General features: G+C 74.6%; 21 protein-coding genes. 13 read left to right on the plus strand and 8 right to left on the minus strand.

Translation table 11 applies throughout. The features are described from left to right. Positions 1-56 precede the first annotated feature (56 nt). The 4 genes from ACA361_RS13090 to ACA361_RS13105 all read right to left on the minus strand — a co-directional run bounded on the left by ACA361_RS13090 (position 57) and on the right by ACA361_RS13105 (position 6,146). Entirely contained in the window at positions 57-1,877 is a 1,821-nt protein-coding gene (locus ACA361_RS13090) for an ABC transporter ATP-binding protein (RefSeq protein WP_375012179.1), read from the minus strand. A gap of 203 nt (positions 1,878-2,080) precedes the next feature. Further along, a complete protein-coding gene (locus tag ACA361_RS13095; protein ID WP_375012180.1) occupies positions 2,081-2,770 on the minus strand; it encodes a sigma-70 family RNA polymerase sigma factor in 690 nt (229 codons plus the stop codon). 254 nt (positions 2,771-3,024) lie between these two features. Continuing rightward, a complete protein-coding gene (locus ACA361_RS13100) occupies positions 3,025-5,781 on the minus strand; it encodes an AAA family ATPase (RefSeq protein WP_375012181.1) in 2,757 nt (918 codons plus the stop codon). Between the two features lie 116 nt (positions 5,782-5,897). Next, the gene (locus ACA361_RS13105) at positions 5,898-6,146 is read right to left on the minus strand and encodes a helix-turn-helix domain-containing protein (RefSeq protein ID WP_375012182.1); all 249 of its coding nucleotides are present in this window, start codon (positions 6,144-6,146) and stop codon (positions 5,898-5,900) included. A gap of 216 nt (positions 6,147-6,362) precedes the next feature. On the opposite strand from ACA361_RS13105, the gene ACA361_RS13110 reads away from it, so the two are divergent. Further along, the gene (locus ACA361_RS13110) at positions 6,363-7,094 is read left to right on the plus strand and encodes a class I SAM-dependent methyltransferase (protein ID WP_375012183.1); all 732 of its coding nucleotides are present in this window, start codon (positions 6,363-6,365) and stop codon (positions 7,092-7,094) included. A 15-nt stretch (positions 7,095-7,109) separates the two neighbouring features. Here the strand turns inward: ACA361_RS13110 and ACA361_RS13115 are convergent, their stop codons facing one another. After that, positions 7,110-7,805: a DJ-1/PfpI family protein gene (locus tag ACA361_RS13115; RefSeq protein ID WP_375012184.1), complete on the minus strand. Its 696-nt coding sequence runs from the start codon at positions 7,803-7,805 to the stop codon at positions 7,110-7,112. A 191-nt stretch (positions 7,806-7,996) separates the two neighbouring features. Here ACA361_RS13115 and ACA361_RS13120 point away from each other — a divergent pair, with 191 nt between their 5' ends. From ACA361_RS13120 to ACA361_RS13135, 4 genes are all read left to right on the plus strand, one after another. Continuing rightward, complete coding sequence (locus tag ACA361_RS13120; protein WP_375012185.1) at positions 7,997-8,905, plus strand: LLM class flavin-dependent oxidoreductase; 909 nt, start codon at positions 7,997-7,999, stop codon at positions 8,903-8,905. A gap of 273 nt (positions 8,906-9,178) precedes the next feature. Continuing rightward, positions 9,179-10,123, plus strand: a complete 945-nt coding sequence (locus tag ACA361_RS13125; protein ID WP_375012186.1) for an arpA protein — start codon at positions 9,179-9,181, stop codon at positions 10,121-10,123. A 66-nt stretch (positions 10,124-10,189) separates the two neighbouring features. Then, positions 10,190-11,017: a class I SAM-dependent methyltransferase gene (locus ACA361_RS13130; RefSeq protein ID WP_375012187.1), complete on the plus strand. Its 828-nt coding sequence runs from the start codon at positions 10,190-10,192 to the stop codon at positions 11,015-11,017. Positions 11,018-11,066: 49 nt separating this feature from the next. Further along, positions 11,067-12,875: a choline/carnitine O-acyltransferase gene (locus ACA361_RS13135; RefSeq protein ID WP_375012188.1), complete on the plus strand. Its 1,809-nt coding sequence runs from the start codon at positions 11,067-11,069 to the stop codon at positions 12,873-12,875. A 12-nt stretch (positions 12,876-12,887) separates the two neighbouring features. Here ACA361_RS13135 and ACA361_RS13140 read toward each other — a convergent pair whose 3' ends face one another. Continuing rightward, positions 12,888-14,045: an ROK family protein gene (locus ACA361_RS13140; RefSeq protein ID WP_375012189.1), complete on the minus strand. Its 1,158-nt coding sequence runs from the start codon at positions 14,043-14,045 to the stop codon at positions 12,888-12,890. Between the two features lie 115 nt (positions 14,046-14,160). On the opposite strand from ACA361_RS13140, the gene ACA361_RS13145 reads away from it, so the two are divergent. The 6 genes from ACA361_RS13145 to ACA361_RS13170 all read left to right on the plus strand — a co-directional run bounded on the left by ACA361_RS13145 (position 14,161) and on the right by ACA361_RS13170 (position 19,150). Next, entirely contained in the window at positions 14,161-14,889 is a 729-nt protein-coding gene (locus ACA361_RS13145) for an amino acid ABC transporter ATP-binding protein (protein WP_375012190.1), read from the plus strand. A gap of 92 nt (positions 14,890-14,981) precedes the next feature. Next, on the plus strand, positions 14,982-15,914 hold the full coding sequence (locus ACA361_RS13150) for a glutamate ABC transporter substrate-binding protein (protein WP_375012191.1): 933 nt from the start codon (positions 14,982-14,984) through the stop codon (positions 15,912-15,914). 58 nt (positions 15,915-15,972) lie between these two features. Further along, a complete protein-coding gene (locus ACA361_RS13155) occupies positions 15,973-16,617 on the plus strand; it encodes an amino acid ABC transporter permease (RefSeq protein ID WP_375012192.1) in 645 nt (214 codons plus the stop codon). Then, positions 16,617-17,537 carry an amino acid ABC transporter permease gene (locus ACA361_RS13160; RefSeq protein ID WP_375012193.1) on the plus strand — a complete coding sequence of 307 codons (921 nt, stop codon included), beginning with the start codon at positions 16,617-16,619 and terminating at the stop codon, positions 17,535-17,537. Before ACA361_RS13155 ends, ACA361_RS13160 begins: the two co-directional genes overlap by 1 nt. Next, the gene (locus ACA361_RS13165) at positions 17,455-18,396 is read left to right on the plus strand and encodes an asparaginase (RefSeq protein WP_375012194.1); all 942 of its coding nucleotides are present in this window, start codon (positions 17,455-17,457) and stop codon (positions 18,394-18,396) included. The genes ACA361_RS13160 and ACA361_RS13165 overlap by 83 nt, the downstream gene beginning before the upstream one ends. 7 nt (positions 18,397-18,403) lie before the next feature. Beyond that, entirely contained in the window at positions 18,404-19,150 is a 747-nt protein-coding gene (locus tag ACA361_RS13170; protein WP_375012195.1) for a copper homeostasis protein CutC, read from the plus strand. Between the two features lie 8 nt (positions 19,151-19,158). Here ACA361_RS13170 and ACA361_RS13175 read toward each other — a convergent pair whose 3' ends face one another. Then, on the minus strand, positions 19,159-20,259 hold the full coding sequence (locus ACA361_RS13175) for a winged helix DNA-binding domain-containing protein (protein ID WP_375012196.1): 1,101 nt from the start codon (positions 20,257-20,259) through the stop codon (positions 19,159-19,161). Between the two features lie 91 nt (positions 20,260-20,350). On the opposite strand from ACA361_RS13175, the gene ACA361_RS13180 reads away from it, so the two are divergent. Next, entirely contained in the window at positions 20,351-21,370 is a 1,020-nt protein-coding gene (locus ACA361_RS13180; RefSeq protein ID WP_375012197.1) for a helix-turn-helix transcriptional regulator, read from the plus strand. Positions 21,371-21,440: 70 nt separating this feature from the next. On the opposite strand, the gene ACA361_RS13185 is transcribed toward ACA361_RS13180, so the two are convergent. Further along, on the minus strand, positions 21,441-21,824 hold the full coding sequence (locus ACA361_RS13185; RefSeq protein WP_375012198.1) for an FAD-dependent monooxygenase: 384 nt from the start codon (positions 21,822-21,824) through the stop codon (positions 21,441-21,443). Between the two features lie 107 nt (positions 21,825-21,931). Between ACA361_RS13185 and ACA361_RS13190 the strand changes: the two genes are divergently transcribed. Beyond that, positions 21,932-22,456 (plus strand): pyridoxamine 5'-phosphate oxidase family protein, encoded by a 525-nt coding sequence (locus ACA361_RS13190; RefSeq protein WP_375012199.1) that lies wholly within the window; start codon positions 21,932-21,934, stop codon positions 22,454-22,456. The last annotated feature ends 28 nt before the right edge of the window (positions 22,457-22,484 follow it).

Below are 22,484 nucleotides of genomic sequence, written 5' to 3' on the forward strand. Positions count from 1 at the left end.
CCGGCCCGGCGGCCCGGCCCGAGCGGGGGCCGGGCCGCCGCCGGGCGCGTGCCGGGTCACGCCGGGCGGCGGTCGAGCGACCCCTCGGCGGCGTCCCCGGCGCGGGCGTCCCCGGCATCCCGGGCGTCCTCGGTGTCCTCGGTGAGGAAGCCGCCGGACTGGTGCTGCCAGAGCCGGGCGTAGGCGCCGTCCGCCTTGAGCAGCTCCCGGTGGGGGCCCTGTTCGAGGACGCGGCCGCGGTCGAGGACGATCAGCCGGTCCATCCGGACGACCGTGCTCAGCCGGTGCGCGACGACCAGGGCGGTACGGTCGCGCATCAGGCGCCACAGCGCCTCCTGGACGAGCAGCTCGCTCTCGGAGTCCAGCGCGCTGGTCGCCTCGTCGAGCAGCAGGATCGGGGCGTCCCGGAGAATGGCGCGGGCGAGCGCGACGCGCTGCCGCTGGCCGCCCGACAGCTTCACGCCCCGCTCGCCGACCAGCGTGCCGAAGCCGTCCGGCAGGCTCTCGGCGAACTCGGTGACGTGCGCCGCCCGCGCGGCCCGGAGGACGTCGGCCTCGGTGGCGCCCGGCCGGGCGAACGCGATGTTGTCGTACACCGACCGGTGGAACATCGCGGGCTCCTGCGGAACGTACGCGATCAGGCCGCGCAGGTCGCGCTGGCGCAGCCGGGCGATGTCCTGGCCGCCGATCAGGACGCGGCCGCCGTCGACGTCCATGAGGCGCAGCAGCAGCCGGGTGAGGGTGGTCTTGCCGCCGCCGGACCGGCCCACCAGGCCGATCTTGGCGCCGCTGGGGATGTCCAGGTCGAGCCCGTCGAACAGGGGCGGGCCGCCGCCGTGGGCGAAGCGCACCCGCTCGAAGCGGACCGCCGCGTCGGCCGGGCGCAGCGGCTGCGGGTCGGGCGGGTCGACGACCGTCGGCGGCTCCAGGAGCAGCTCGGTGTACTGCGCGGCCTCGGTGAGCGTGCTCTCGATACGCCGGTAGACCTGGTTGAACTCGAACATGATCCGGGTCGCGTTGGTGTAGTACGAGAACGTCACCACGATGGCCTCCACCCCGAGCCCGCCGCGCAGCGCGACCGCGGCGAGCAGCCCCAGCGCGCTGGTCAGGACGGACATCGGGGCCACGATCATGTCGACCCGGAGGTTGGCGTAGTCCCAGGAGCGCAGCGAGAGCCGGGCCTGCTCGGCGGCCCGGCCGCGGAACTCGGCGGCCTCCCGCTCCTCGGCGGCGAACGCGCGGACCGTCTCCATGTTGGTCATCACGTCGGCGACATGGCCCGACACCCGCACCTTGGCGGCCTCGCGCGCGTCCACCAGCGCCTGGCGGCGGCGGATGAACGGGGCGATGAGGAAGCCGGTGACGATGATCAGCCCGACCAGCACGAGGACCAGCACCGGGTGGTATCGCCACAGGATCACCGAGGCGAAGCCCAGCGGGATCACGTTGGCCATGACGGAGAACGTGAGCGTGTCGATGAAGTGCTCGAACCCGCCGGAGAAGTTCAGTATCCGCTTGGTCAGCGCGCCGGCGAAGTTGTCCTGGAAGAAGGAGGCGTCCTTGGCGAGCAGCTCGTCCATGCCCACGACGCCGAGCCGTTCCACGCCCCGGGCGCCCGCCCGGTTGAGGAAGTGGATCCCCACCCGCCACAGCGCCTCGCCCGCCAGCATCAGCCCGGCGAACCCGAGCACGTACGGCAGGAGCGCACCGGCGGTGCTCTCGCCTCCGGCGGCGAGGTGCCCCACGAGGGCGGCCACCATCAGCGGCGTCAGGTAGAACAGGCAGGTGTTCCCGAGCGCCGGGAGGATCATCGCCGGGATCGAGACCCGCCACTGGCGGCGCAGCATGCCGTTGTAGTGGCGCAGGGCCAGGAGCACGGCCGATTTCCGAGGGGACCGGCCGTCGCGGGACCCACCCCGTTTTCCGAGCACCGAAACCCCGCCCTCCCGCGCCGCCGGCTCTCCATGCTCCCCCGGACCGCCCGGGCAGGCGAATGGTTTTTCCCCGGCGAAGCGCGGCGATCGCGGGATGTCTCGCGTGCCAGGCACGCGGAGCAGGAAATACTCGCCCGTGGCGGCCGTCAGGACGCGAGTCCGGTCAGGGCCGGGTCCACTCCTCTCACGCGGCGGGCGGAGGCGTGGACGACGTCCGCGGCGAACAGGTCCTCCAGCGCCGTCACGTTGCCCTCCTGCGCCGCGTCGAGGAAGGTCGCCAGGAGGCGCCGGTGCTCGACGGCGTCGATGGGCTCGCGCCGCTCGGTGTTCAGGTGCTTGCGGGCGCGGCTCACCAACTGGCGGACGTTGGCCGGGCTGAGCTGGATGATCTCGGCGATCTGCTCGTACGGATAGACGAACGCCTCCCGGAGGATGTACGCGGCCCGCTGCGCCGGGGTGAGCCGCTCCAGCAGCAGGAGGAGGGCGAACTCGACCGCCTCGCCGCGCTCCGCCCCGGCCGCGGGGTCGGCGGCGGTGTCGATGGGCTCGGGCAGCCAGGGCCCGATGTAGGTCTCGCGGCGGGCCCGCGCGGACCGCGCGGCGTTGATCGACAGCCGCGTCGTGATCAGGGTCAGGAACGCGGCCGGGTTGGCGATGGCCGAGCGTTCGGTGTTCTGCCAGCGCAGCCACGTCTCCTGGACGATGTCCTCGGCCTCCGCGGAGCTGGCGAGCATCCGGTAGGCGATGCCGAAGAGGCGCGGACGCACTTCGACGAAGACGGCGGCGGCCCGGTCGAGCGAACTCGTCTGGTCTCGTGGTTCGGGATGTGCGCTCACTCGCGATTCGGATGCGATCTTCGCCTCGACCGCCATGGCCCCTCCGTTCGTCCTGCCCGCGGACGCCCGCCGCCGGCACGATTCACTCTCGCCGGGAGGGGACCCGGGTCGCATCAGGGAGAGCCTGGCGTCAGTCCCTAGGGAACCCGGGGACACCCCGGGGCACCCCCTGGGGACACCCGGGGGTGCGGGGCCGGGGTGCGGGGCCGGGGGCCCGATCACGGTGGCGGGTAGGGGGCCGTGCCGCCCGCGGGTCAGAGGGGGTCTTCGAGCTGGTGCCGCGAGGTGACCCCGAGCTTGGTGAAGACCTTGTGCAGGTGATACTCCACGGTACGGGGGCTCACGTACAGGCGTGCGGCGATCTCCTTGTTGGTGAGGCCGGTACGGGCCAGCCGGGCGATCTGCGCCTCCTGCGGGGTGAGCTGCTCGGCCGCCTCGACGTCGCGCCTGCGGGCGGTCTCCCCGGTGGCCTGGAGCTCGCGCGCGGCCCGGTCGGCGAAGGCCGCCATGCCGATCCCGGTGAACAGGTCGAAGGCGGTGCGGAGATGCTCGCGGGCCTTGACCCTGTGGCGCTCGCGGCGGAGCCATTCCCCGTACAGCAGGTGGGCGCGGGCCAGGTCGACGCGCATCGAGGTGCGGCCGAGCCGGTCGATCGACTCGCGGTAGAGGCGGTCGGCCTCCTCGCCCTCCGCGAGCAGCGCGCGGCAGCGGGCCTCCAGGCCGAGGCCCCAGTCCGTCCCGCCCGACCGGGCGGAGAGGGCGAACCGTTCCAGGGCGCGGGACGCCAGGTCGTGCCGGCCGGTGCGGGCGGCGGCCTCGATCAGCTCCATGGGCGCCCAGTGCACGTTGCAGCCGGTGGGCGACCCCTCGTCCACCCCGGACCGCAGGACGGCCTCCAGCGCCATGCCGTACTGGCCGAGCCCGTTGTAGAGGACGGACCGCACCCAGTCGCAGACGGCGAGCGTCCTGCCCTCCCCGCGGACCGCGCCCTCCTTCGCGATGACCTCCGCGAGGTGCTCGGTCTCCTCCTCGTTCCCGCGCCAGCCGGCGAGTCCGAGGGCACCGCCCAGCTGCACCAGGGCGCCGCCGGACGTCCAGACGTCGGCGGCGACCGCGTGCGCCTTCGCCTCCTCGTGCGCGGTCTCGGCCGCGGCGAGGTCACCCGCGAACAGGGAGATCATCGTCGAGTTGCTGAGGACCTGGGGCAGCAGCGCGAGCGCGCCCGAGTCGCGGACCAGGCCGAGGAAGTACCGGTCCAGTTCGCGGCAGGCCGCGTCGTCCCACAGGGCCATGGCGAAGAAGTTGACGACCCAGCTCCACCGGAGCCGCTCGGCGGGGCCGGTCGCGTCGCTCATGACGGCGTCCAGGGCGCGCCGCAGGGCGGGCGCGGCCGCCACGGTGTCCTCCGTGTAGAGCCGGGCGAGGGCGTCGAGGATCAGGTCGGTGGCGCGGGGCGTGCCGGGCGCGGGGGGCGCCGCGCGGGCGGCGGCGGCGACCTCGGCGAGCTCGGCCATGCCGGGCAGGACGCCGATCGCCACGAACAGCGCCTGGAGGTACGTGTCGCGCGACAGGTGGACGTCGAGCGGTTCGAGCTGCCGGGCGGCCTTGAGCAGGATCGCCGGAGCGGACGTGCCGCGGTTCGAGGTCAGGGCGATCTCGGCGCGCAGGGTCTCGGCCTTGGCGCGGCGCAGCTCGTCCGGCGGCCCGGCCTCGGCCGCCGCCAGCAGCGCCACCGCGGCCTCGGGCGCGCCGGCCAGGTGCTTGGCCCGGGCGGCGGCGAGCGCGCGCTCGGCCCGCTGCCGGGGCCCGGGGGTGAGCGCGACCGCCCGGTCCAGGAACGCGGCGGCCGCGGCCAGGCCGCCGCGGCCCTGGGCGCGGCCGGCGGAGCGTTCGAGTTCGGCGGCGATGTCCTCGTCGGGGTGGGCGGCGCCGTGGGCGCGGTGCCAGGCCCGCCGGTCCGGGTCGGTGGCGGGGTCGGTCGCCTCGGCCAGCGCCCGGTGCGCCCGCCTGCGCTCGCGCGGGGCGGCCCCGTTGTACACCGCGGAGCGGACGAGCGGATGCCGGAAGCGCACCCGGTCGCGGAGGTCGATCAGCTCGTCGGCCGCGTCGACCGCCGCGGCGTCGACGCCGAGCACGCCGGCGGCGGCCCACAGCAGGGTCGGGTCGCCGAGCGGTTCGGCGGCGGCCAGCAGCAGCATCATGCGGGCGTCGTCCGGCAGGCCCGCCAGCCTGCGCTGGAAGCCGTCCTCGATGCGGCCCGACAGCGACTGCCCGGTCTCCGCCACGAAACCGCCCGCGGACGCGGCGCGGGGCAGTTCGAGCAGGGCGAGCGGGTTCCCGCGCGACTCGAACAGGATCCGCTCGCGGACCTCCTCGTCGAGCGGCCCGGGCGCCACCCGGCCGACGAGCGCTCGCGCGGCGGCGTCCCGCAGGCCGCCGACCTCCAGCACCGGCAGGCCCGGCAGCGCGCCCTCCTCGCCGGTGTCGCGGACGGCGAAGACGCACGCCACGCGTTCGGCCATCAGGCGGCGGGCCACGAAGGCGAGCACCTGCGCGGAGGCGTGGTCGAGCCACTGGGCGTCGTCGATCACGCACACCAGCGGGCGCTCGTCCGCGGCCTGGGCCAGCAGGTTGAGCACGGCGAGGCTGATGAGGAACTGGTCGGGGGCGGGCCCGGCGCGCATCCCGAACGCCGTGCCGAGCGCGTCGTGCTGCGGCTCCGGCAGGGAACCGAGCAGGTCCAGCATCGGCACGCACAGCTGGTGGACGGTCGCGAACGGCAGCTCCATCTCCGCCTGGACCCCGGCGGCGGTCACGACCCGGCACCCGGTGGACGCCGCGACGAGGTGGTCGAGCAGCCTCGACTTGCCGACCCCGGCCTCGCCGCGCAGCACCAGCACCCGGCTCTCGCCGCCGCGGACGTCGGCCAGCAGCCGGTCGAGCGTCTCGCACTCGGCCTCTCTGCCCACGAGCGGCACCTGCTGCGGCTCGCCGCCTTCTCCCACTTTCATCTGATGCAATATCTCATCATCGCTTGCAATATCGCACTCAGACGTAAAGCCGGTTCCCGGTTGGCCGGAAGTGGCATCCCGGGCGCGTCAGAGGGTGGCGGCCCCGCCGCTCCGCGTCACCGCGCCGCGCGGCGGGCGGGCATCGGCTCGATCAGGTCGTCCATCGTGCAGTCGAGAATGTCCAGCAGCGCCATCAGCGTGCGGAGGTTCAGCCGCTCCGGCTTGTCGACCACCAGCCGGTACACCTGGCTCGGCGACAGGACGACACCGCGGTCGGCCAGCAGCGGACGCAGCTCCGTGGTGGAGAACATGCCGCGTGCCGCCATGACCTCGCGCAGCCGCCACCCATAGTCGAGATCGTCCATGGCCCGTACGTCCCTCCGGTTCCTCGGCGTCGCGCTCGCACGGGAGATGCTCCAGGGGCAGGGGTGCGAGCCCGTCCGGACCAGCGTCCACCCGCCGCACCGCCTTCGCATCCGTGACTCCCTAGCGCGAATGTCCCGGCACCGGGGGGTGCCCGCCCAACGGCGCACGATGCACGGCCGGTGCCGTGCCGGGGCGGCGGACAGTAATCTGGGCCGGTGTTCTCGCCTCATGGTCCGTCGCTGCGCGAGCTGGCGATCCAGGCGCTGTCCTCGGTCGAGCGCGGGTACGACCTGCTCGCGCCGAAGTTCGACCGCACCCCGTTCCGCACCCCCGACGGCGTCCTCGCCGCCACCGCCGGCGCGCTGCGGGAGTTCGGGCCGTTCGGCCGGGGGCTGGACGTGTGCTGCGGCACCGGCGCGGGCATGCGCGTCCTCGAACCGCTCTGCGGCGAACGGGTCACGGGGGTCGACTTCAGCGCCGGCATGCTCGCGCAGGCGCGGGCGGCGCACCCGGGCGCCGCGTGGGTACGGGCCGACGTCCGGGCGCTGCCGTTCACCGGGGGGTTCGACCTGGCCGTCACGTTCGGGGCGCTGGGGCACTTCCTGCCCGCCGAGCGGCCCGCGCTCTTCGGCGGCGTGTACCGCGCGCTGCGGCCCGGCGGCCTCTTCGCCTTCCCGATCGGCGGGCCGCCGCCCTTCACGTCGGGCTGGTACTGGGCGCTGCTCGGGTTCGACGCGGCCATGCGGGTCCGGAACGCCGTGTGGCGGCCCCCGTTCGTCATGTACTACCGCACGTGCCCGCTGGGGGCGGTCGGCGCCGACCTGAGGGCGGCCGGGTTCACCGTGACCACGGTCCCCCTGGACGCCCTGGGCGAGCGGCCGGACGGGAGCCCGCGCCACCGGCTCGTCCTCGCGCGCCGGCCTCCGGACGACGGCCCGGCCGCCTGACCGGCCGGTGCCCGCTCAGGCCGCGCGCCAGACGGTGCCGCGCCGCTCGTACTCCAGGACCTTCTCGGCGAGCAGCGCCGGCTCGGGCCCGTAGAGGCGCTCGATGAGCCACAGCGCGAGGTCGAGGCCCGAGGTGACGCCGCCGGACGTGATGAGGCCCCCGTCGTCGACGACCCGGCCCTCGACCACCCGGCCGCCCTGGGCCGCCAGGTCCTCCTTGGCCGCGTGGTGCGTCGTGCACGGCCGGCCGGCGGTGATCTTCGCGGCGGACAGCAGGAGCGCGCCGCTGCACACCGAGGCCATGATCAGGCCGGGCCGCCGGGCCGCCGCCAGGGCGCGGGGCAGGGCGCCGCGGCGGATCTGCTCGTCCACCGCCGATCCCGGGCCGAGCCCGCCGCCGGGCACGATGATCACATCGGCCGACCGGGGCGACCACGGGGTCCGTACCGCGACGTCCATCCCGGACATCGTCCTGATCGTGCGCGGCTCGCCGGCGGTGACGAAGCTCTGCTCCACCTGGAAGCGGTCGGCGATGATGCCGAGGACCTCCACCGGCCCGGCGAAGTCCTGCTCCTCGACGCCGTCGTAGAGGACCGTGTGCACGCGCAGCGGCTTCCTGGGGGCCGCCTGCGCCGGGGACGCCCCGAGCACGCCGAGGCCGAGGCCGGTCGTGGTGATCGTGCCCGTGCGAAGCAGGTCGCGCCTGTTCATGTTCCGACTCCCTGGGTGTGCGGGCGAGTCCGCCACGGAGCCGCCCCGACCTTCAGCTTGCCTGAAGCTTAGCCCCACCCTTCAGGCCGCCTGAAGGTGGGGCCGTCCCAAGCCGCGCGAGTTGCGGTTCGTGTCACGAACTAATATTATTCGTGACACGAACTTAATCCCTTCGTTCGAGAGGCGGCACAGTGCCGGCACAAAAGGTCTTCTTCGGTTTCGGCGCGCACAGCGGCATCGACGGCGCGCCCGAGCTGCTGCGCATGGTCCGGCAGGCCGACCGGGACGGGCTCGACCACTTCTCGCTGTCCGACCACCCCTACTTCGGCGGGCGCCTGGACGCCTACGCCGCCCTCGCCTTCCTCCTGGGAAGCACCGAGCGCATCGCGGGCTTCGCCAACGTCAGCAACCTGCCGACCCGGCCCGCCCCCATGCTGGCGCGGATGGTGACGTCGCTGTCGGCGCTGTCGGACGGGCGCGTCGTGCTCGGCATGGGCGCGGGCGGGCTGTGGAACCGCATCGCCGACATGGGCGTGCCGCGGCTGTCCCCCGGCGCGGCGGTGGAGGCGTTCGAGGAGGCGGTCACCCTGGTCAGGAAGCTGTCGGGAGGCGGCCCGCCGGTCACCTTCCAGGGGCGCCACTACCAGGTGACCGAGATCGAGCCGGCCCCGGTGGCCGCGCCGCCGGTGTGGACGGGGTCGGTCGGCCCGAAGTCGCTGGCCGCGACCGGCCGGGTGGCCGACGGCTGGATCCCGGGCCACGCCGCCGACTGGCTCAGCGAGCGGTACCGCACCTCGCGCCCGGTCATCGACGAGGCGGCGGCCGCCGCGGGCCGCGACCCGCGCGAGATCCGCACGGTCTTCAACCTCCCCGGGCGGATCACCGAGCGGCCGCTGGCCGCCACCCGCGACGCCGACGGCCGCTGGATCGGCGGGTCCGCCGGCCAGTGGATCGAGGAGCTGACCGGCGCCGTCCTCCGGCACGGCGCCGCCGGCTTCACCCTCTTCTCCCCCGACGGCGGCACCCAGGACGCCGCCTCGCTCGGCCGCTGGGCCGCCGAGATCGTCCCCGCCGTACGCGAGGCGACCGCACGAGGTTGACTCGTGGGGTGTCTCCCTCCGGCGGGCGCCGCGGAGCGGAGACACGCCACGAGTCGACTGACGGCCGGCTGCGGCGGAGCGTGACTTGGGACACAGGGGCGGGTGGCGGGGGCCCGATGACGGCGGCCTTCGCGCCAGGTCACCGTCCGGGACGGGTGGCCGCGGGCCGTGCGGGACGGCGGATCCGGCCGCCGTCCCCCGGAACGACTGTGCTAAGAAACCGTCGTGGGTCCCGCCGCCGGACGGCCGGCGGGACCGCAGGACGCAGGCAGCGTGGCCTGTTCGCGGATCGAGGGTCTTGACGGCGGGCGGCTCCTGCACCGGGACGCCCAGATGGAGAGGATCTTCATGGGCATGCCCGGGGCTCGGGACGTCGAACAGGTGGTGGACACCGGCCGCTATCCGCTCGGGGAACCGGGCGGCGGCGCCTGGCGCGCGCTGGTGGAGCGCACCCGCCGTGAGCTGCGGGAAAGCGGATGCAGCGTGCTGCCGGACTTCGTCCGGCCGGAACTCCAGGACGCGCTCCGGACCGAATGCGCCGCCATCGCGCCGCTGGCGCATTTCGAGGTCGAGACCGTCAACGCCTACAACATCGCGGTGGACGCGTCGCTGCCGGCCGACCATCCGGGACGCATCCCGATCGAGCGCGGCAACGCGTTCGTGGCGCGCGACCTCATCCCCGTCGGCCATCTCGTCCAGCGGCTCTACACCAGCGGGCCGTTCCAGCGTTTCGTCGCCGCCTGCTTCGGGCTGGACCGCGTGCACGAGCTGGCCGACCCGCTCTCGGGGCTGTGCCTGAACGTCGTCCGCCCCGGCATGGAGCACCCGTGGCACTTCGACACCAACGAGTTCACGGTCAGCATGCTCACCCAGCCCGCCGAGGACGGCGGGATCTTCGAGTACTGCCCCAACATCAGGACGGCCGGAGCGGAGAACTTCGCCGACGTGCGCGCCGTCCTGAACGGCCGCGGCGACCGGCTGGTGCGGCGGCTGGAGCTGCGCCCCGGCGACCTCCAGCTCTTCAAGGGCCGCTACTCGCTGCACCGGGTCAGCCCGGTCCGGGGCGGCACCTCGCGGCACACGGCGATCTTCGCCTACAGCGAGCGGCCCGGCGTCATCGGCAGCGTGGCGCGGACCCGGCAGCTGTTCGGCCGGGTGCTGCCCGAGCACCTCGCCGCCGAGGGCCGCGCCGTACGGGTCGACGCCCTCCTCGACTGACCCTCGACCACCGATCCCGGTTCTCCCCCGCTCGTCCCCCCGCGACGCCCCGAGAGGAACGAGACCGTGCGCGCCGACACCACCGGCAAGATCTGCCTGGACGACATCTACACCCGGCCCGATCCACGCGCCTATTTCAGCACCCTCCGTGAACTCGACTACCACATCCCGGAACTCGCGAAGCCGCATTTCCGCGCTCTTATCGAGGAGTACCGTGCCGCCACCGGGGTCCGGAATCCGACCGTTCTCGACATCGGCTGCTCGTACGGCATCAACGCCGCCCTGCTGAAATGCGACGCGACCATGGACGAGCTGTACGAGCGCTACGGCGGCCCGGAAGCGGACGGGATGAGCATCGCCGGGCTGCTGGAGCGCGACCGCGACCTGGTCCGTTCGAGGGGCGGCGCGGCGGGCGGGTCCGGCGGCGTGCGGTTCATCGGGCTGGACTCGTCCCGCCCGGCCCTGGAGTACGCGGCCGGGGCCGGGTTCGTCGACGGTGCCGTCCACGCCGACCTGGAGGAGAACGAGCCGACCGCGGCGCAGCGCGAGCGGCTCGCCGCCGCCGATCTGGTGATCTCCACCGGCTGCGTCGGCTACGTCACCGAGCGGACGCTGGGCCGGATCGTCGACGCGGCCCCGCCGGGCCGCCGGCCGTGGATGGCGCACTTCGTGCTGCGCATGTTCCCGTTCGATCCGGTCGAGAAGGCCCTGGACGCGGCCGGCTACGAGACCGTCCACTCCGCGGAGACGTTCCGGCAGCGCCGGTTCGCGACGGCCGGCGAGCAGGCGCAGGTGCTGGAGACCCTGTCCGCCGCCGGCGTGGACCCCGACGGCCCGGAACGCGACGGCTGGCTTTCCGCACGCCTGCACGTATCCCGCCCGGCCGCGCGATGATGGACCGCGGCACCCCGACCAGCCCACCCCGGACCGAGGGACCGACGAATTGAACAGTAGCCACGAGCCGTCCGCCCGCACCTTCGGCAACGAGGACGGCCTGCTCCGCGTGCCGCTGCCCGCACTGGACGACAGCTGCGCCCGGCTCCTCGAATGGTGCGCGCCGCTGCTGGACGACGCGCAGCTCGCCGAGACCAGGGCCGCGGTGGAGGAGTTCCGGCGCCCCGGCGGCCCCGGCCCCGTCCTGCACGCCGCGCTGGAGCGGTACGACGCCGAGGAGGGCGTGCACAGCTGGCTCGACACGTTCTGGCCGTACCGCTACCTGGGGCGCCGCGACCGGATCGCGCTGAACGCGAACTTCTTCTTCCTCTTCGGCGACGCGCCCGGGACGGGGCAGGCGGAGCGCGCCGCCGGCCTGATCGCCGGCGCGCTGGACCACAAGCTGCGGCTGGACGCCGAGCGCGTCCCGCCCGCGTCGCAGCGCGGCCGCCCGCTGTCGATGGTGCAGCAGCGGTTCCTGTTCTCGACCACCCGCATCCCCGGCGAGGTGCAGGACACCGTCCGCGCGCCGTACTCCGCGGAGTGGCCCGGCCCGTCCGGCGCCCGGCACATCGTGGTGTTCTTCCGCGGGACGATGTTCCGGCTGGACGTGCTGGGGCCCGGCGGCCGCCCGTACACGCTGGACGAGCTCGCCGCCGCCCTCCGCACGATCCTGAAGTCGGACGCCCGCCCGGACGCGCCGGTCGGCCACCTCACCACGATGGCGAGGGCGGAGTGGGCGCGGACCCGCCGCGCGCTGCTCGACCACCATCCGCGCAACGCCGCGTCGCTCGACGAGGTGGAGACCGCGCTGTTCTGCGTCTGCCTGGAGGACTTCGTCCCCGCCGGCGAGCAGGACGCCTGCGACCACCTGCTGCACGGCGAGAGCGGCAACCGCTGGTTCGACAAGGCGGTCTCGCTGATCGTCTTCGCGGACGGGACGGCCGGCATCAACGTGGAGCACTGCGAGCTGGACGGCACCACGATCCTGGCCTTCGTGGACGCGCTGCTCGGCACGCCCGCCGCGGAGCAGTCGGCCCGTTCCGGTGCCGTCTCCCAGGGCGAGCCGCCCGTCAGGCCGATCGAGTTCGTCCTGGACGACGGGCTGCGGGCGGCCGTGCGCGGCGCGGGCGAGGCGTTCGCGGCGTACGGCGCGGCCACCGCGACCGCGACGGTGTCGTTCGACGACTTCGGCGGCGACCGCGCCAAGAGCCTGGGCGTCTCGCCGGACGCGTTCGTGCAGATGGCGTACCAGCTCGCCCACAAGCGGGCGAAGGGGTTCACCGGCGCCACGTACGAGTCGATCGCGACGCGGCACTTCCGGCACGGCCGTACCGAGGCGATGCGGGTGGTCACGCCCGAGGTGCCGCGCTTCGTCGCGGCGATGGACGATCCCGCGGCCGGCCCGGAGGAGCGCCGGGCGGCGTTCCGGGCCGCGGCCGAGGCGCACGTGCGGCGGGCGAAGGAGTGCCAGGCCGGGCAGGCGCCCGAGCAGCACCTGTGGGAGCTCCAGCTGATCCAGAAGCGGCGCGGCGCGGAACTCGGCGTCGCGGAGGAGCCGCCGCTGTTCGCGTCGCCGGGCTGGCTGGTGATGCGGGACGACTACCTCAGCACCAGCTCCGCGCCGTCCACGAGCATCCGCTACTTCGGCTTCGGGTCGACGAGCGAGCACTGCATCGGCGTCGCGTACGTCCTGCTGCCGGACCGCTTCAACGTCTACCTGAGCACGCCGCAGCCGGTCGCGGACGCGATGCACGCGTTCGCCGGCCGGCTGCGGGAGGCGGTCGCGGAGCTCCAGGAGCTGCTCGCGCCGGAGTGATCCGGCACGCCGTCAGCGGGTGAGGGCGGGCTCGATCCAGTCGGCGGAGCGTTCGAGGAGGAGCCGGCCCGCGCCGAGGATGCTGGCGTCGGGGCCGGCCCGGGACGTGGCGATCTCCAGGTTGCGGGTGGCCAGCGGCAGGCAGCGCTCGTAGATGACGCCGCGGATCGTGGCGACGAGCGGCTCGGCGCCCGACAGGCTGCCGCCGATGACGAGCGCGTCGGGGTTGAAGAAGTTCACCAGCGCGGTGAGCACCTCGCCGATGAGGCGGCCCGCGGTGCGCACCGCGCTGGTGGCCTGCGGGACGCCGTCGGTCACCAGGTCGACGATCTGCGCGGGCTGCTCGACCGCGATGCCCTGCGCGCGCAGCCCCGCCGCGAGCGCGGCGCCGCTCGCGTGCGCCTCCAGGCAGTCGGGGTGGCCGCACGAGCAGTCGGCGCTCGCCTCCGGCAGGATCCGGACGTGGCTGATGTCGCCGGCGGCGCCGCGGCCGCGGTGCAGCCGGCCGGCGACGATGACGCCGCAGCCGATGCCGCTGCCCAGCTTGATGACCATGAGGTTGTCGAGGCCGGGCCAGGAGTGGCGGTGCTCGCCGACGGCCATCAGGTTGGCGTCGTTCTCGACCAGCGCCGGGAGGCCGGCGTGCTCGGCGACGAAGTCGCGGACGGGGAAGTCGTTCCAGCCCGGCATGCGGGACGGTGACACGACCTGCCCGGTGTGCGGGTCGACGGGCCCGGGGAGTCCGACGCCGATGCCGCGTACCGGGACGTTCCCCATGCCGTGCGCGCGCGCCAGGTCGCGGAGGCTGCCGACGACCGCGGTGAGGGTCCGCTCGGGGCCGACGGCGATGTCGCACGCGAGGTCGGCCAGGGCGAGCGGGGACCCGGCGAGGTCGACGACGGCGAGCCGGGCGTGGTGCGCGCCGAGGTCGGCGACCAGGAAGACGCCGGCCTCGGGGGCCAGCCGCAGCCGCCGCGGGCGCCGCCCGCCGCGCGAGGCGCCGGCCCCTTCCTCGGTGAACAGCCCGGCGTCGATGAGCTGCTCGACGCGCAGCGAGACGCTGGAGGCGGCCAGCCCGGAGAGCCGGGCGAGCTCGGCCCTGGACTCGGCCTGGCCGGTCGCCACGAGCCGGACGAGCGCGGCCGGTCCGTCGTCTCTGTTGTTGCGCACCCCAGATGTCTAGCACGCCCCACTTTCTTCATCAACACGTTGACTTGTTGCGATGTCGACCCTTATCGTCCTGCTCTACTTCGATTTCGAAGGAAGTTCGAGCAGGGATGGACGAATGATCGAAGTGCGCGGCCTGCACAAGCGGTTCGGCGACCACACCGCGCTGCGCGACGTTGATCTGGACGTCGCGAAGGGCGAGGTGGTCGTGGTCATCGGCCCCTCCGGATCGGGCAAGTCCACGCTCTGCCGGTGCCTCAACCGGCTGGAGTCCCCGGACGCCGGAACGATCCGCGTGGACGGCGAGCCGCTGCCCGCCGAGGGCCGGGCGCTCGCCCGGCTGCGCGCCGACGTGGGCATGGTGTTCCAGTCGTTCAACCTGTTCCAGCACAAGACCGTCCTGGAGAACCTCACGCTCGCGCCGACGCGGGTGCGCGGCCTCTCCCGTGCCGAGGCCGAGAAGCGCGCCCGCGAGCTGCTCGACCGCGTCGGCATCGGCGAGCAGGCCGGCAAGCTCCCCGCGCAGCTGTCGGGCGGGCAGCAGCAGCGCGCGGCCATCGCCCGCGCGCTGGCCATGCGGCCGAAGGCGATGCTGTTCGACGAGCCGACCTCCGCGCTCGACCCCGAGATGGTCGGCGAGGTGCTGGAGGTCATGACCGGGCTGGCCCGCGACGGCATGACGATGGTGGTCGTCACCCACGAGATGGGCTTCGCCCGCAAGGTGGCCGACCGCGTCGTGTTCATGGCCGACGGCGAGATCGTCGAGAGCGGCGGGCCGGCGGCCTTCTTCGACTCACCCGCGAGCGACCGGGCCCGGGACTTCCTGGCCAAGGTCCTCAGCCACTAGCCGGCCGGCCGCCGCGGGGACGCGGCGGCGGGCCGCGGCAGGCGTACCCGGCAGGTGACCGCGGTGCGCGACTTCGAGAAAGGTTGATGATCATGGTGCGTACCTCCGCGAGGACGCGTCGGACGGCGGCGACCGCGATCGCGGCGCTGTCGCTGGCGGGCCTCGCCGCCTGCTCCGGCGGCGGCGACGCCGCGGTGCCCGGCGCGGACAAGGGCAAGCAGGACGACCTGCTCGCCGCGGCACCGGTCGCGTCGAGCCTGCCGGCCGGCTCGACCATGGAGAAGATCAAGCAGCGCGGCCAGCTGGTCGTGGGCGGCTCGCTGGACGCCCCGCTGCTGTCGCAGCAGAACCCCGCCACCAAGCAGGTCGAGGGGCTGGACGCCGACTTCGGCCGGCTGCTGGCCAAGTACATCATCGGCAAGCCGAACGTGAAGATCGTCAACTCGGCGTCGGAGACCCGCGAGGCGCTGCTGTCCAACGGCACCGTGGACGTGGTGCTGCAGACGTACAGCATCAACCCCGAGCGCGCGAAGCAGGTCGCGTTCGCCGGGCCGTACTACACGTCCGGGCTGGTCATCGCCACCAAGAAGGAGGAGACCGGGATCAAGGTCCCGGCCGACCTCAAGGGCAAGACGGTCATCGCGGGCGCCAACACGCCGGCCATCCCCGCCATCAAGAAGGCCGCCCCGGACGCGAAGATCATCACGTTCGGCAGCGACCCCGAGTGCGTGCAGGCGCTCAAGCAGGGCCGCGGGCAGGCGTACGTGCAGGACGAGGCCGTGCTGCTGGCCACCGCCAAGCAGGACCCGTCCGTCCGCATCCAGGGCCGGCCGTTCACCAGCGACCCGTACGGCATCGGGCTCAAGCACGGCGACGCGCAGATGAAGCAGTTCGTGAACGACTGGCTCAAGCAGATCCAGGCGTCCGGCCTCTGGGCCAAGGTCTGGAAGAACTCGATCGGCACGGTCGCGGAGGGCGCGGCACCTCAGCCGCCCGCGATCGGCTCCGCGCCGGGCTCGGAGTGAGCGGGACCGCGGTGACGGGAGCGGCCCGGCCCGGGCGAAGGGCGGGCCGGGCTCCGTCATGAACGTCATCACCGACCATCTCGCGGAGTTCGGCGCCGGCCTGCGGCTGACCGTCGTGCTCACGCTGCTCTCCCTCGCGGGCGCGCTCGCGGCCGGCGTGATCGTCGCCGCGATGCGCGTGAGCCCGGTACGGGTGCTGCGCGCGGCGGGCATGGCCTACGTCGAGGTGCTGCAGAACATCCCGCTGCTGGTCTGGCTCGTGCTCGCCGTCTTCGGCCTGCCCGAGATCGGGGTCATGGCCGGGCTGTTCACCACCGCGGTCGTCGTGATCGCCCTGTACCAGGGGGCGTACATGGCCGAGGCGATCCGGTCGGGGATCAACGCGGTGCCGGCCGGGCAGGGCGAGGCGGCCCGGGCGCTCGGGCTGACGTTCACGCAGTCGCTGCGGCTGGTGATCCTGCCGCAGGCGCTGCGGACGGTCGTCCAGCCGCTCGGCAACATCGCGATCATGACGCTGATGAACACCGCGCTGGCGGCGGCGGTCGGGCTGGTCGAGCTGACCGCCGCCGCCAACCGGGTGAACCTCGCCGAGGCGCAGCCGATCTGGATCTTCGTCAGCGCGGGCCTCGCCTACATGGCGCTGTCGGCGGTCTTCGGCCTGGTGACGGGCACGCTCGAACGGAAGCTGGCGATCCTGCGGTGATGACCGGAAGCAAGCAGACCACCGGACGGAAGCGGCCGGGCTCGGCGCGGCTGCTGTTCGACGAGCCGGGCCCGCGGGCGCGCGCCCGCATCCGCGCCGCGACCGTGCTCACCGTGCTGGCCGGGCTCGCGCTGGCGGCGCTGGCGCTGAAGCAGTTCGGCGACAACGGGCAGCTCGCCGCCGACCGGTGGCGCCCGTACGGCACCTGGCCGATGTGGCGCTACCTGCTGGAGGGGCTGCGCTCGACCGCGCTGGCCGCGGTGGTGTCGATCGCGCTGTCGATGGCGGCGGGCGTGCTGCTCGCGCTCGGCCGGCTGTCGCCCGCGCGGTGGCTGCGCCTGCCGTGCGCCGCGTACGTGGAGGTCGTCCGGACGATCCCGGCGCTGCTGCTGGTGTACGTGGTGCTGTTCGCGCTCCCCCGGTACGGCCTGGACCTGCCGCTGTTCTGGAAGCTGGTCGTCCCGCTGTCGGTGTCGAACGCGGCCGCGTTCGCGGAGATCTTCCGGGCCGGGATCGCGTCGGTGGAGCGCGGCCAGCTGGAGGCGGGCCTGGCGGTCGGCCTCACCCGCGGCCGCGCGATGCGGCTGATCGTGCTGCCGCAGGCGGCGCGGCGGGTGCTGCCGTCGCTGGTCAGCCAGTCCGCCGGGCTGCTGAAGGACACCTCGCTCGGCTACGTCGTCAGCTACGCCGAGCTTCTCTACAGCGGCAAGGTGCTGGCGAACTACAACCACCTGCTCATCCAGACGTACCTGGTGGTCGCGCTGATCTACCTGGTCGTCAACGCGACGCTCGCCAAGGTCGCGCGGACGCTGGAGCAGCGGACCATGGAGGGACGAGATGTACGACGTGCTGGCGGAGGTCGTCCGCAACGGCTTCGCCGAGAGCGTTCACTACGGCAGCGTGGCGGGGCTGGCGCCTGACGGAACGCTCGCGTACGCGCGCGGCGACGTGCGCGGGACCGTGCTGCCGCGGTCGACGACCAAGCCGTTCCAGGCGCTGGCGTGCCTGGCGGCGGGCGCGCCGCTGGCCGGCGAGCGGCTGGCGATCGCGGCGGGCAGCCACACCGGCGAGGACTTCCACGTCGCGGCCGTCGAGGCGATCCTGGCCGCCGCCGGCCTGGACGCCGGCGCGCTGCGCTGCCCGCCGTCCTGGCCGGAGGACGAGCCGTCCAAGGCCGCGCTGATCCGGGCCGGGAAGGGCGAGACGCGCGAGCACATGAACTGCTCGGGCAAGCACGCCGCCATGCTCGCCGCCTGCGCCGCCAACGGGTGGCCGCCGGAGACGTACCTCGACCCCGGGCACCCCGTGCAGCAGGGCGTCCGCGCGGCTCTGGCGGACGGCTCGGGCGAGACGCCGGCGCCGGTGGCGGTGGACGGGTGCGGCGCGCCGCTGTTCGGGCTCACGCTCGTGGGGCTGGCGCGGGCCGTGCGGTCGCTCGCACTCGCCGCCGGCGGGCCGTCCCGCGCGGTCGCCGACGCCATGCGCACCCACCCCGAGTACGTCGGCGGCACCGGGCACGCCAACACCGAACTGATGCGGGCGCTGCCCGGCTCCGTGGTGAAGGGCGGCGCCGAGGGCGTGCTCGTCGCCGCCACCGCCGCGGGCCACGCCGTCGCGGTGAAGGTCATCGACGGCAGTCCCCGCGCCACCACCGCCATCGCGCTGCGCGCGCTCGCCGCGCTCGGCGCCGACACCACCGCCGCGGCGAAGCTGGGGGCCGTCCCGGTCCTGGGCGGCGGCCGCCCGGTGGGCGAGATCCGCATCATCGAAGGGAAGTAAGAAGTCAGTGAGCCTCACCTACGAGATCTGCATCGACAGCGTCGCCGGCGCCATCGCCGCCGAACGGGCCGGCGCCCACCGCGTGGAGCTGTGCGCCGCGCTGTTCGACGGAGGGCTCACCCCCAGCCTGGGCACGGTCCGGGCGGCGCTGGCGGCGGTGTCGTCGATCCGGGTGCACGTCATCATCCGCCCGCGCGGCGGCGACTTCATCTTCGACGAGCACGAGATCGCCGCGATGGAGCACGACACCGCGCTGGCCCGGGAGGCCGGCGCGCACGGCGTCGTCATCGGCGCCCTCACCCCGGACGGCGAGATCGACCGGCCCGTCACCGAGCGCCTGATCGCCGCGGCGGGCGGCCTGCCGGTGACGTTCCACCGCGCGTTCGACATGGCCGCCGACCCGTACGCCGCCCTGGAGACGCTGATCGAGCTGGGCGTCGACCGGGTGCTCACCTCCGGGCAGGACGTGAGCGTGCTGGAGGGCGCGCCGCTGATCGCCGAACTGGTGCGGCGCGCGGGCGACCGCATCGTGGTGATGCCGGGCGGCGGCATCACCGCGCGGAACGCCGCGCGGGTGGTCGCGGCCACCGGCGCCCGCGAGATCCACTTCGCCGCGCTGAGCGAGGAGGCCAGCCCGGCGGTGCACCGCAACCCGTACCCGTTCATGGGCGGCGAGCTGCGCCGCCCCGAGTACCAGCGGCTGGTCACCACCTCCGGCGGCATCTCCTCGGTGATCGCCGCCGCGGGCCGGTAGCGCGGCGTTCAGGCGGGCGAGGCGGCGACCTCGACGCGGTCGGACGCGCCGCCGGACAGGAACGCCGCCAGCGCCCGCCCCTCCTCGGCGACGGCGGCGCGGTCGGCTCGCGAGAAGGGGCGCAGCGGGGCGACGGTCACGATGCCGTCCTTGTCGTTCCACGTGGCGGCGACCCGGCCGTCGACCAGGACGGCCCGCTCGCCGGCGACCGACAGGCCGCGGTGCTCGTCGTCGATGATCCGGCGGCGGTCGTGGTAGCCGAGGATCGCGTTGTCGAACGCGGGCAGGAAGCGCACCGGGGCGGGCGTGTCGGGGTCGGGGCGCGGCGCGCCGGGCAGGTCGAGCAGCTCGCGGCCGCGCTCGTCGCGGAAGGAGACCAGCTCGTCCCGGATCGCGGCCACCGCGCCCGGCAGCCCGGCGACCCCGGACCAGGCGCGCACGTCGGCGGTGGCGGCGGGGCCGTACGCGGCCAGGTAGCGCCGCACGAGCCGCCGCCCCACGGGGTCGGTGCCGTCCGGGGCCGGCGGGTCGACCTCGCGCCCCAGCCAGTCGGCCACCGGGACGTTCCGCGCTCCCCCGGTCGCGCGCCACACCCCGCGCGGCGGCACCTGCACCATCGGGACCAGGGCCCCGACCACCAGCTCGCCGAGCACCCGCGGCCGCACCTCCGGGAACCGCCCGGCGAGCGCCCGGCCGAGCTCGGGCATCGTGCGGGACTCGCCGTCGGCCATCACCTCCCGCCCGGCCGCCGCGAGCTCGGCCGTGTCCACCCCGGCCAGCTCCGCGCGGTAGACGCCGAGGACCCGCTGGAGCAGCATGGCGTCGTGGCGGGCCCGCCAGGCCAGGGTGTCCCCCGCGGTCATGAGGTGGATGGTGCGGCGCATCAGGTGGGTCCGCACCACCTCCCTCCGCACGAGGAGGTCCGACAGCACCGCGGGGTCGAACGCGCGCAGCCGGGACCAGAGCCCGAAGTAGGGCTCCTGCGGCTCCTGCGCCTGGAGACCGCACAGGTGCGCGACGGCGTCCAGGACCGGGAGGTCGGCCCGTTCGAGCAGCATCTGCCGTGCGAGGGTCGCGCGGTTCAGCGCCCGGGTGGTCAGAACGGTCATCAGCGTCCTCCGGTCCGTCGTCTTGCCCCACGGACAATCTCTCAGGAGAAGCGGTCAGGACGTGTCCTCTACTCGGGCCAGTATGGGCACCATGCCGAAGACATCCGCCCGACTGCTGGCGCTGCTCTCGCTCCTCCAGGCGCGCCGGGACTGGCCCGGGGCGCTGCTCGCCGAACGGCTGGGGGTCAGCCCGCGCACCGTGCGCCGCGACGTCGACCGGCTGCGCGAGCTCGGCTATCCGATCGCGGCGTTCAAGGGGCCCGACGGCGGGTACCGGCTCGACGCCGGGACGGAGCTGCCGCCGCTGCTGTTCGACGACGAGCAGGCCGTCGCCCTCGCCGTCGCGCTCCAGCTCGCCACCACCTCCGGGGCCGGCATCGAGGAGGCCGCGGCGCGCGCGCTGAACACCGTCCGGCAGGTCATGCCCGCCCGGCTGCGCCGCCGGATCGACACGTTCCAGGTCACCGCCGTCGAGCGGCCCGCGGCCCGGGCGAACCCGCGGGTCGACGGCGCCGTGCTCATGGCGATCAGCGCCGCCGTGCACGCCCGCGAGGTGCTGCGCTTCGACTACCCGCCCGCGTCCCCGCCGGAGGCCGGGGACGGCGGGGGCGGCGGGGACGGCGGCGTTCCGGTGCCGCCGCGCCGGGTGGAGCCGCACCACCTCGTCACCTGGAGCGGGCGCTGGTACCTCGTCGCCTGGGACCTCGACCGCGCGGACTGGCGCACCTTCCGCGCCGACCGGATCACCCCGCGCTCCCCCACCGGCCCCCGCTTCACCCCGCGCGAGCTGCCCGGGGGCGATGTCGCGGCGTTCGTGTCCGGCCGGTTCATGGGCGCCGGCGGCGCCGGCGGCTGGCCCTGCCGCGGCGAGGTGATCCTCGCCCTGCCCGCCGCCGCCGTCTCCCGCCACACCCGCGACGGGCTCGTCGAGGAGCTCGGCCCGGACCGCTGCCGGCTGGTCCTCGGCTCGTGGTCCTGGCCCGGCCTGGCCGCCGCCATCGGCCGCTTCGACGCCGACTTCGATGTCGTCGGCCCGCCCGAGCTGAGGGCCGCCGTCGCGGACCTGGCCCGGCGCTACACCGCCGCCGCGCCGGCCCGTCCACGAGGTTGACTCGTGGCGTGTCCGCCCGCGGCGGCCGCGCCGGAAGGGGGACACGCCACGAGTCGGCGCGGCGCTGCGGTCAGGCATCGCGGTTCACCTGGTCGCGGGACGCGCCCGCCGCCCGGGCGTAGCCCGTCACGATCGCTTCCAGGGTGGCGGTGTCGATCACGTCCTCGATGCGGGCGAAGCCGTCGGGCGCGCGGCGCTCGACCTCGTCGATGGCGTTCTCCGGCCCGCCCCTCGCGGTTGCGCAGCACCACCTCGCCGGTCGCCGGTCCCGCTCGTACGCCAGCAGCGCCGCGGCGGGATCGGCGTGCCGGGCCAGGTGGCGGCTGAGGCTGGTGGCGTCCAGGATGGCCTGGCCCGCGCCGTTCGACCCCATCGGGTACATCGGGTGGGCGGCGTCCCCCAGCAGGGTCACCCGGCCGCGCGTCCAGTACGGCAGCGGGTCGCGGTCGCACATCGGGAACTCGTAGCAATCCCGCGTGGGCCCGGACCGATGAGTCCCGGGGCCGGTCCCGGTCTACCCGGATGACCACCGAAGGCTCATCCGAGGGGAAAGGCGGACGCATGACCGATCGCGAACCGGCCGAGGCCGTGGACCTCGACATCTACGATTCGGGCCCGCTGCCGTGGAGCCGGGCCCACGAACGGCTGACGACGGAGCTGACCAGCCCCGAGACACCGGTGTTCCTGGGAACGGTCCGGCCGGACGGACGCCCGCACGCGGCCGGCGTCGGCGCCCTGTGGCTCGACGGCGACCTCTACCTGGCCAGCGGTCCCGCGACCCGCAAGTCCCGGAACCTGGCGGCCAACCCGGCGTGCACGCTGTCCATCCGGCTGACCGGCGTCGACCTCGTCCTGGAGGGCGAGGCCGTCCGCACCGCCGACCCGGACCTGCTGGAACGGGTGGCGGCGGGCTACCGGGACGGCGGCTGGCCGGCGCGGGTGGACGGCGACGCGCTCACCGCGCCGTACAGCGCGCAGAGCGCGGGCCCGCCGCCCTGGCACGTCTACCGCTTCACCTTCCACACCGCCTTCGGGGTGGGCACCGCGAAGCCGTTCGGCGCGTCGCGCTGGCGTTTCGAGCGCTGAGCCGCCGGCGCCGCGGCCGCGCGCCGCG

The organism is Actinomadura sp. 21ATH (genome assembly GCF_041951345.1).
Lineage (GTDB): Bacteria > Actinomycetota > Actinomycetes > Streptosporangiales > Streptosporangiaceae > Spirillospora.

Excerpts from the sequence above, each read along its gene's own strand:
- ACA361_RS13100 (WP_375012181.1), bottom strand. The coding sequence starts at position 5,781 with ATGAAAGTGGGAGAAGGCGGCGAGCCGCAGCAGGTGCCGCTCGTGGGC.
- ACA361_RS13105 (WP_375012182.1), bottom strand. The coding sequence starts at position 6,146 with ATGGACGATCTCGACTATGGGTGGCGGCTGCGCGAGGTCATGGCGGCA.
- ACA361_RS13115 (WP_375012184.1), bottom strand. The coding sequence starts at position 7,805 with ATGAACAGGCGCGACCTGCTTCGCACGGGCACGATCACCACGACCGGC.
- ACA361_RS13145 (WP_375012190.1), top strand. The coding sequence starts at position 14,161 with ATGATCGAAGTGCGCGGCCTGCACAAGCGGTTCGGCGACCACACCGCG.
- ACA361_RS13150 (WP_375012191.1), top strand. The coding sequence starts at position 14,982 with ATGGTGCGTACCTCCGCGAGGACGCGTCGGACGGCGGCGACCGCGATC.
- ACA361_RS13155 (WP_375012192.1), top strand. The coding sequence starts at position 15,973 with ATGAACGTCATCACCGACCATCTCGCGGAGTTCGGCGCCGGCCTGCGG.
- ACA361_RS13160 (WP_375012193.1), top strand. The coding sequence starts at position 16,617 with ATGACCGGAAGCAAGCAGACCACCGGACGGAAGCGGCCGGGCTCGGCG.
- ACA361_RS13165 (WP_375012194.1), top strand. The coding sequence starts at position 17,455 with ATGTACGACGTGCTGGCGGAGGTCGTCCGCAACGGCTTCGCCGAGAGC.
- ACA361_RS13175 (WP_375012196.1), bottom strand. The coding sequence starts at position 20,259 with ATGACCGTTCTGACCACCCGGGCGCTGAACCGCGCGACCCTCGCACGG.
- ACA361_RS13180 (WP_375012197.1), top strand. The coding sequence starts at position 20,351 with ATGCCGAAGACATCCGCCCGACTGCTGGCGCTGCTCTCGCTCCTCCAG.
- ACA361_RS13185 (WP_375012198.1), bottom strand. The coding sequence starts at position 21,824 with ATGTGCGACCGCGACCCGCTGCCGTACTGGACGCGCGGCCGGGTGACC.
- ACA361_RS13190 (WP_375012199.1), top strand. The coding sequence starts at position 21,932 with ATGACCGATCGCGAACCGGCCGAGGCCGTGGACCTCGACATCTACGAT.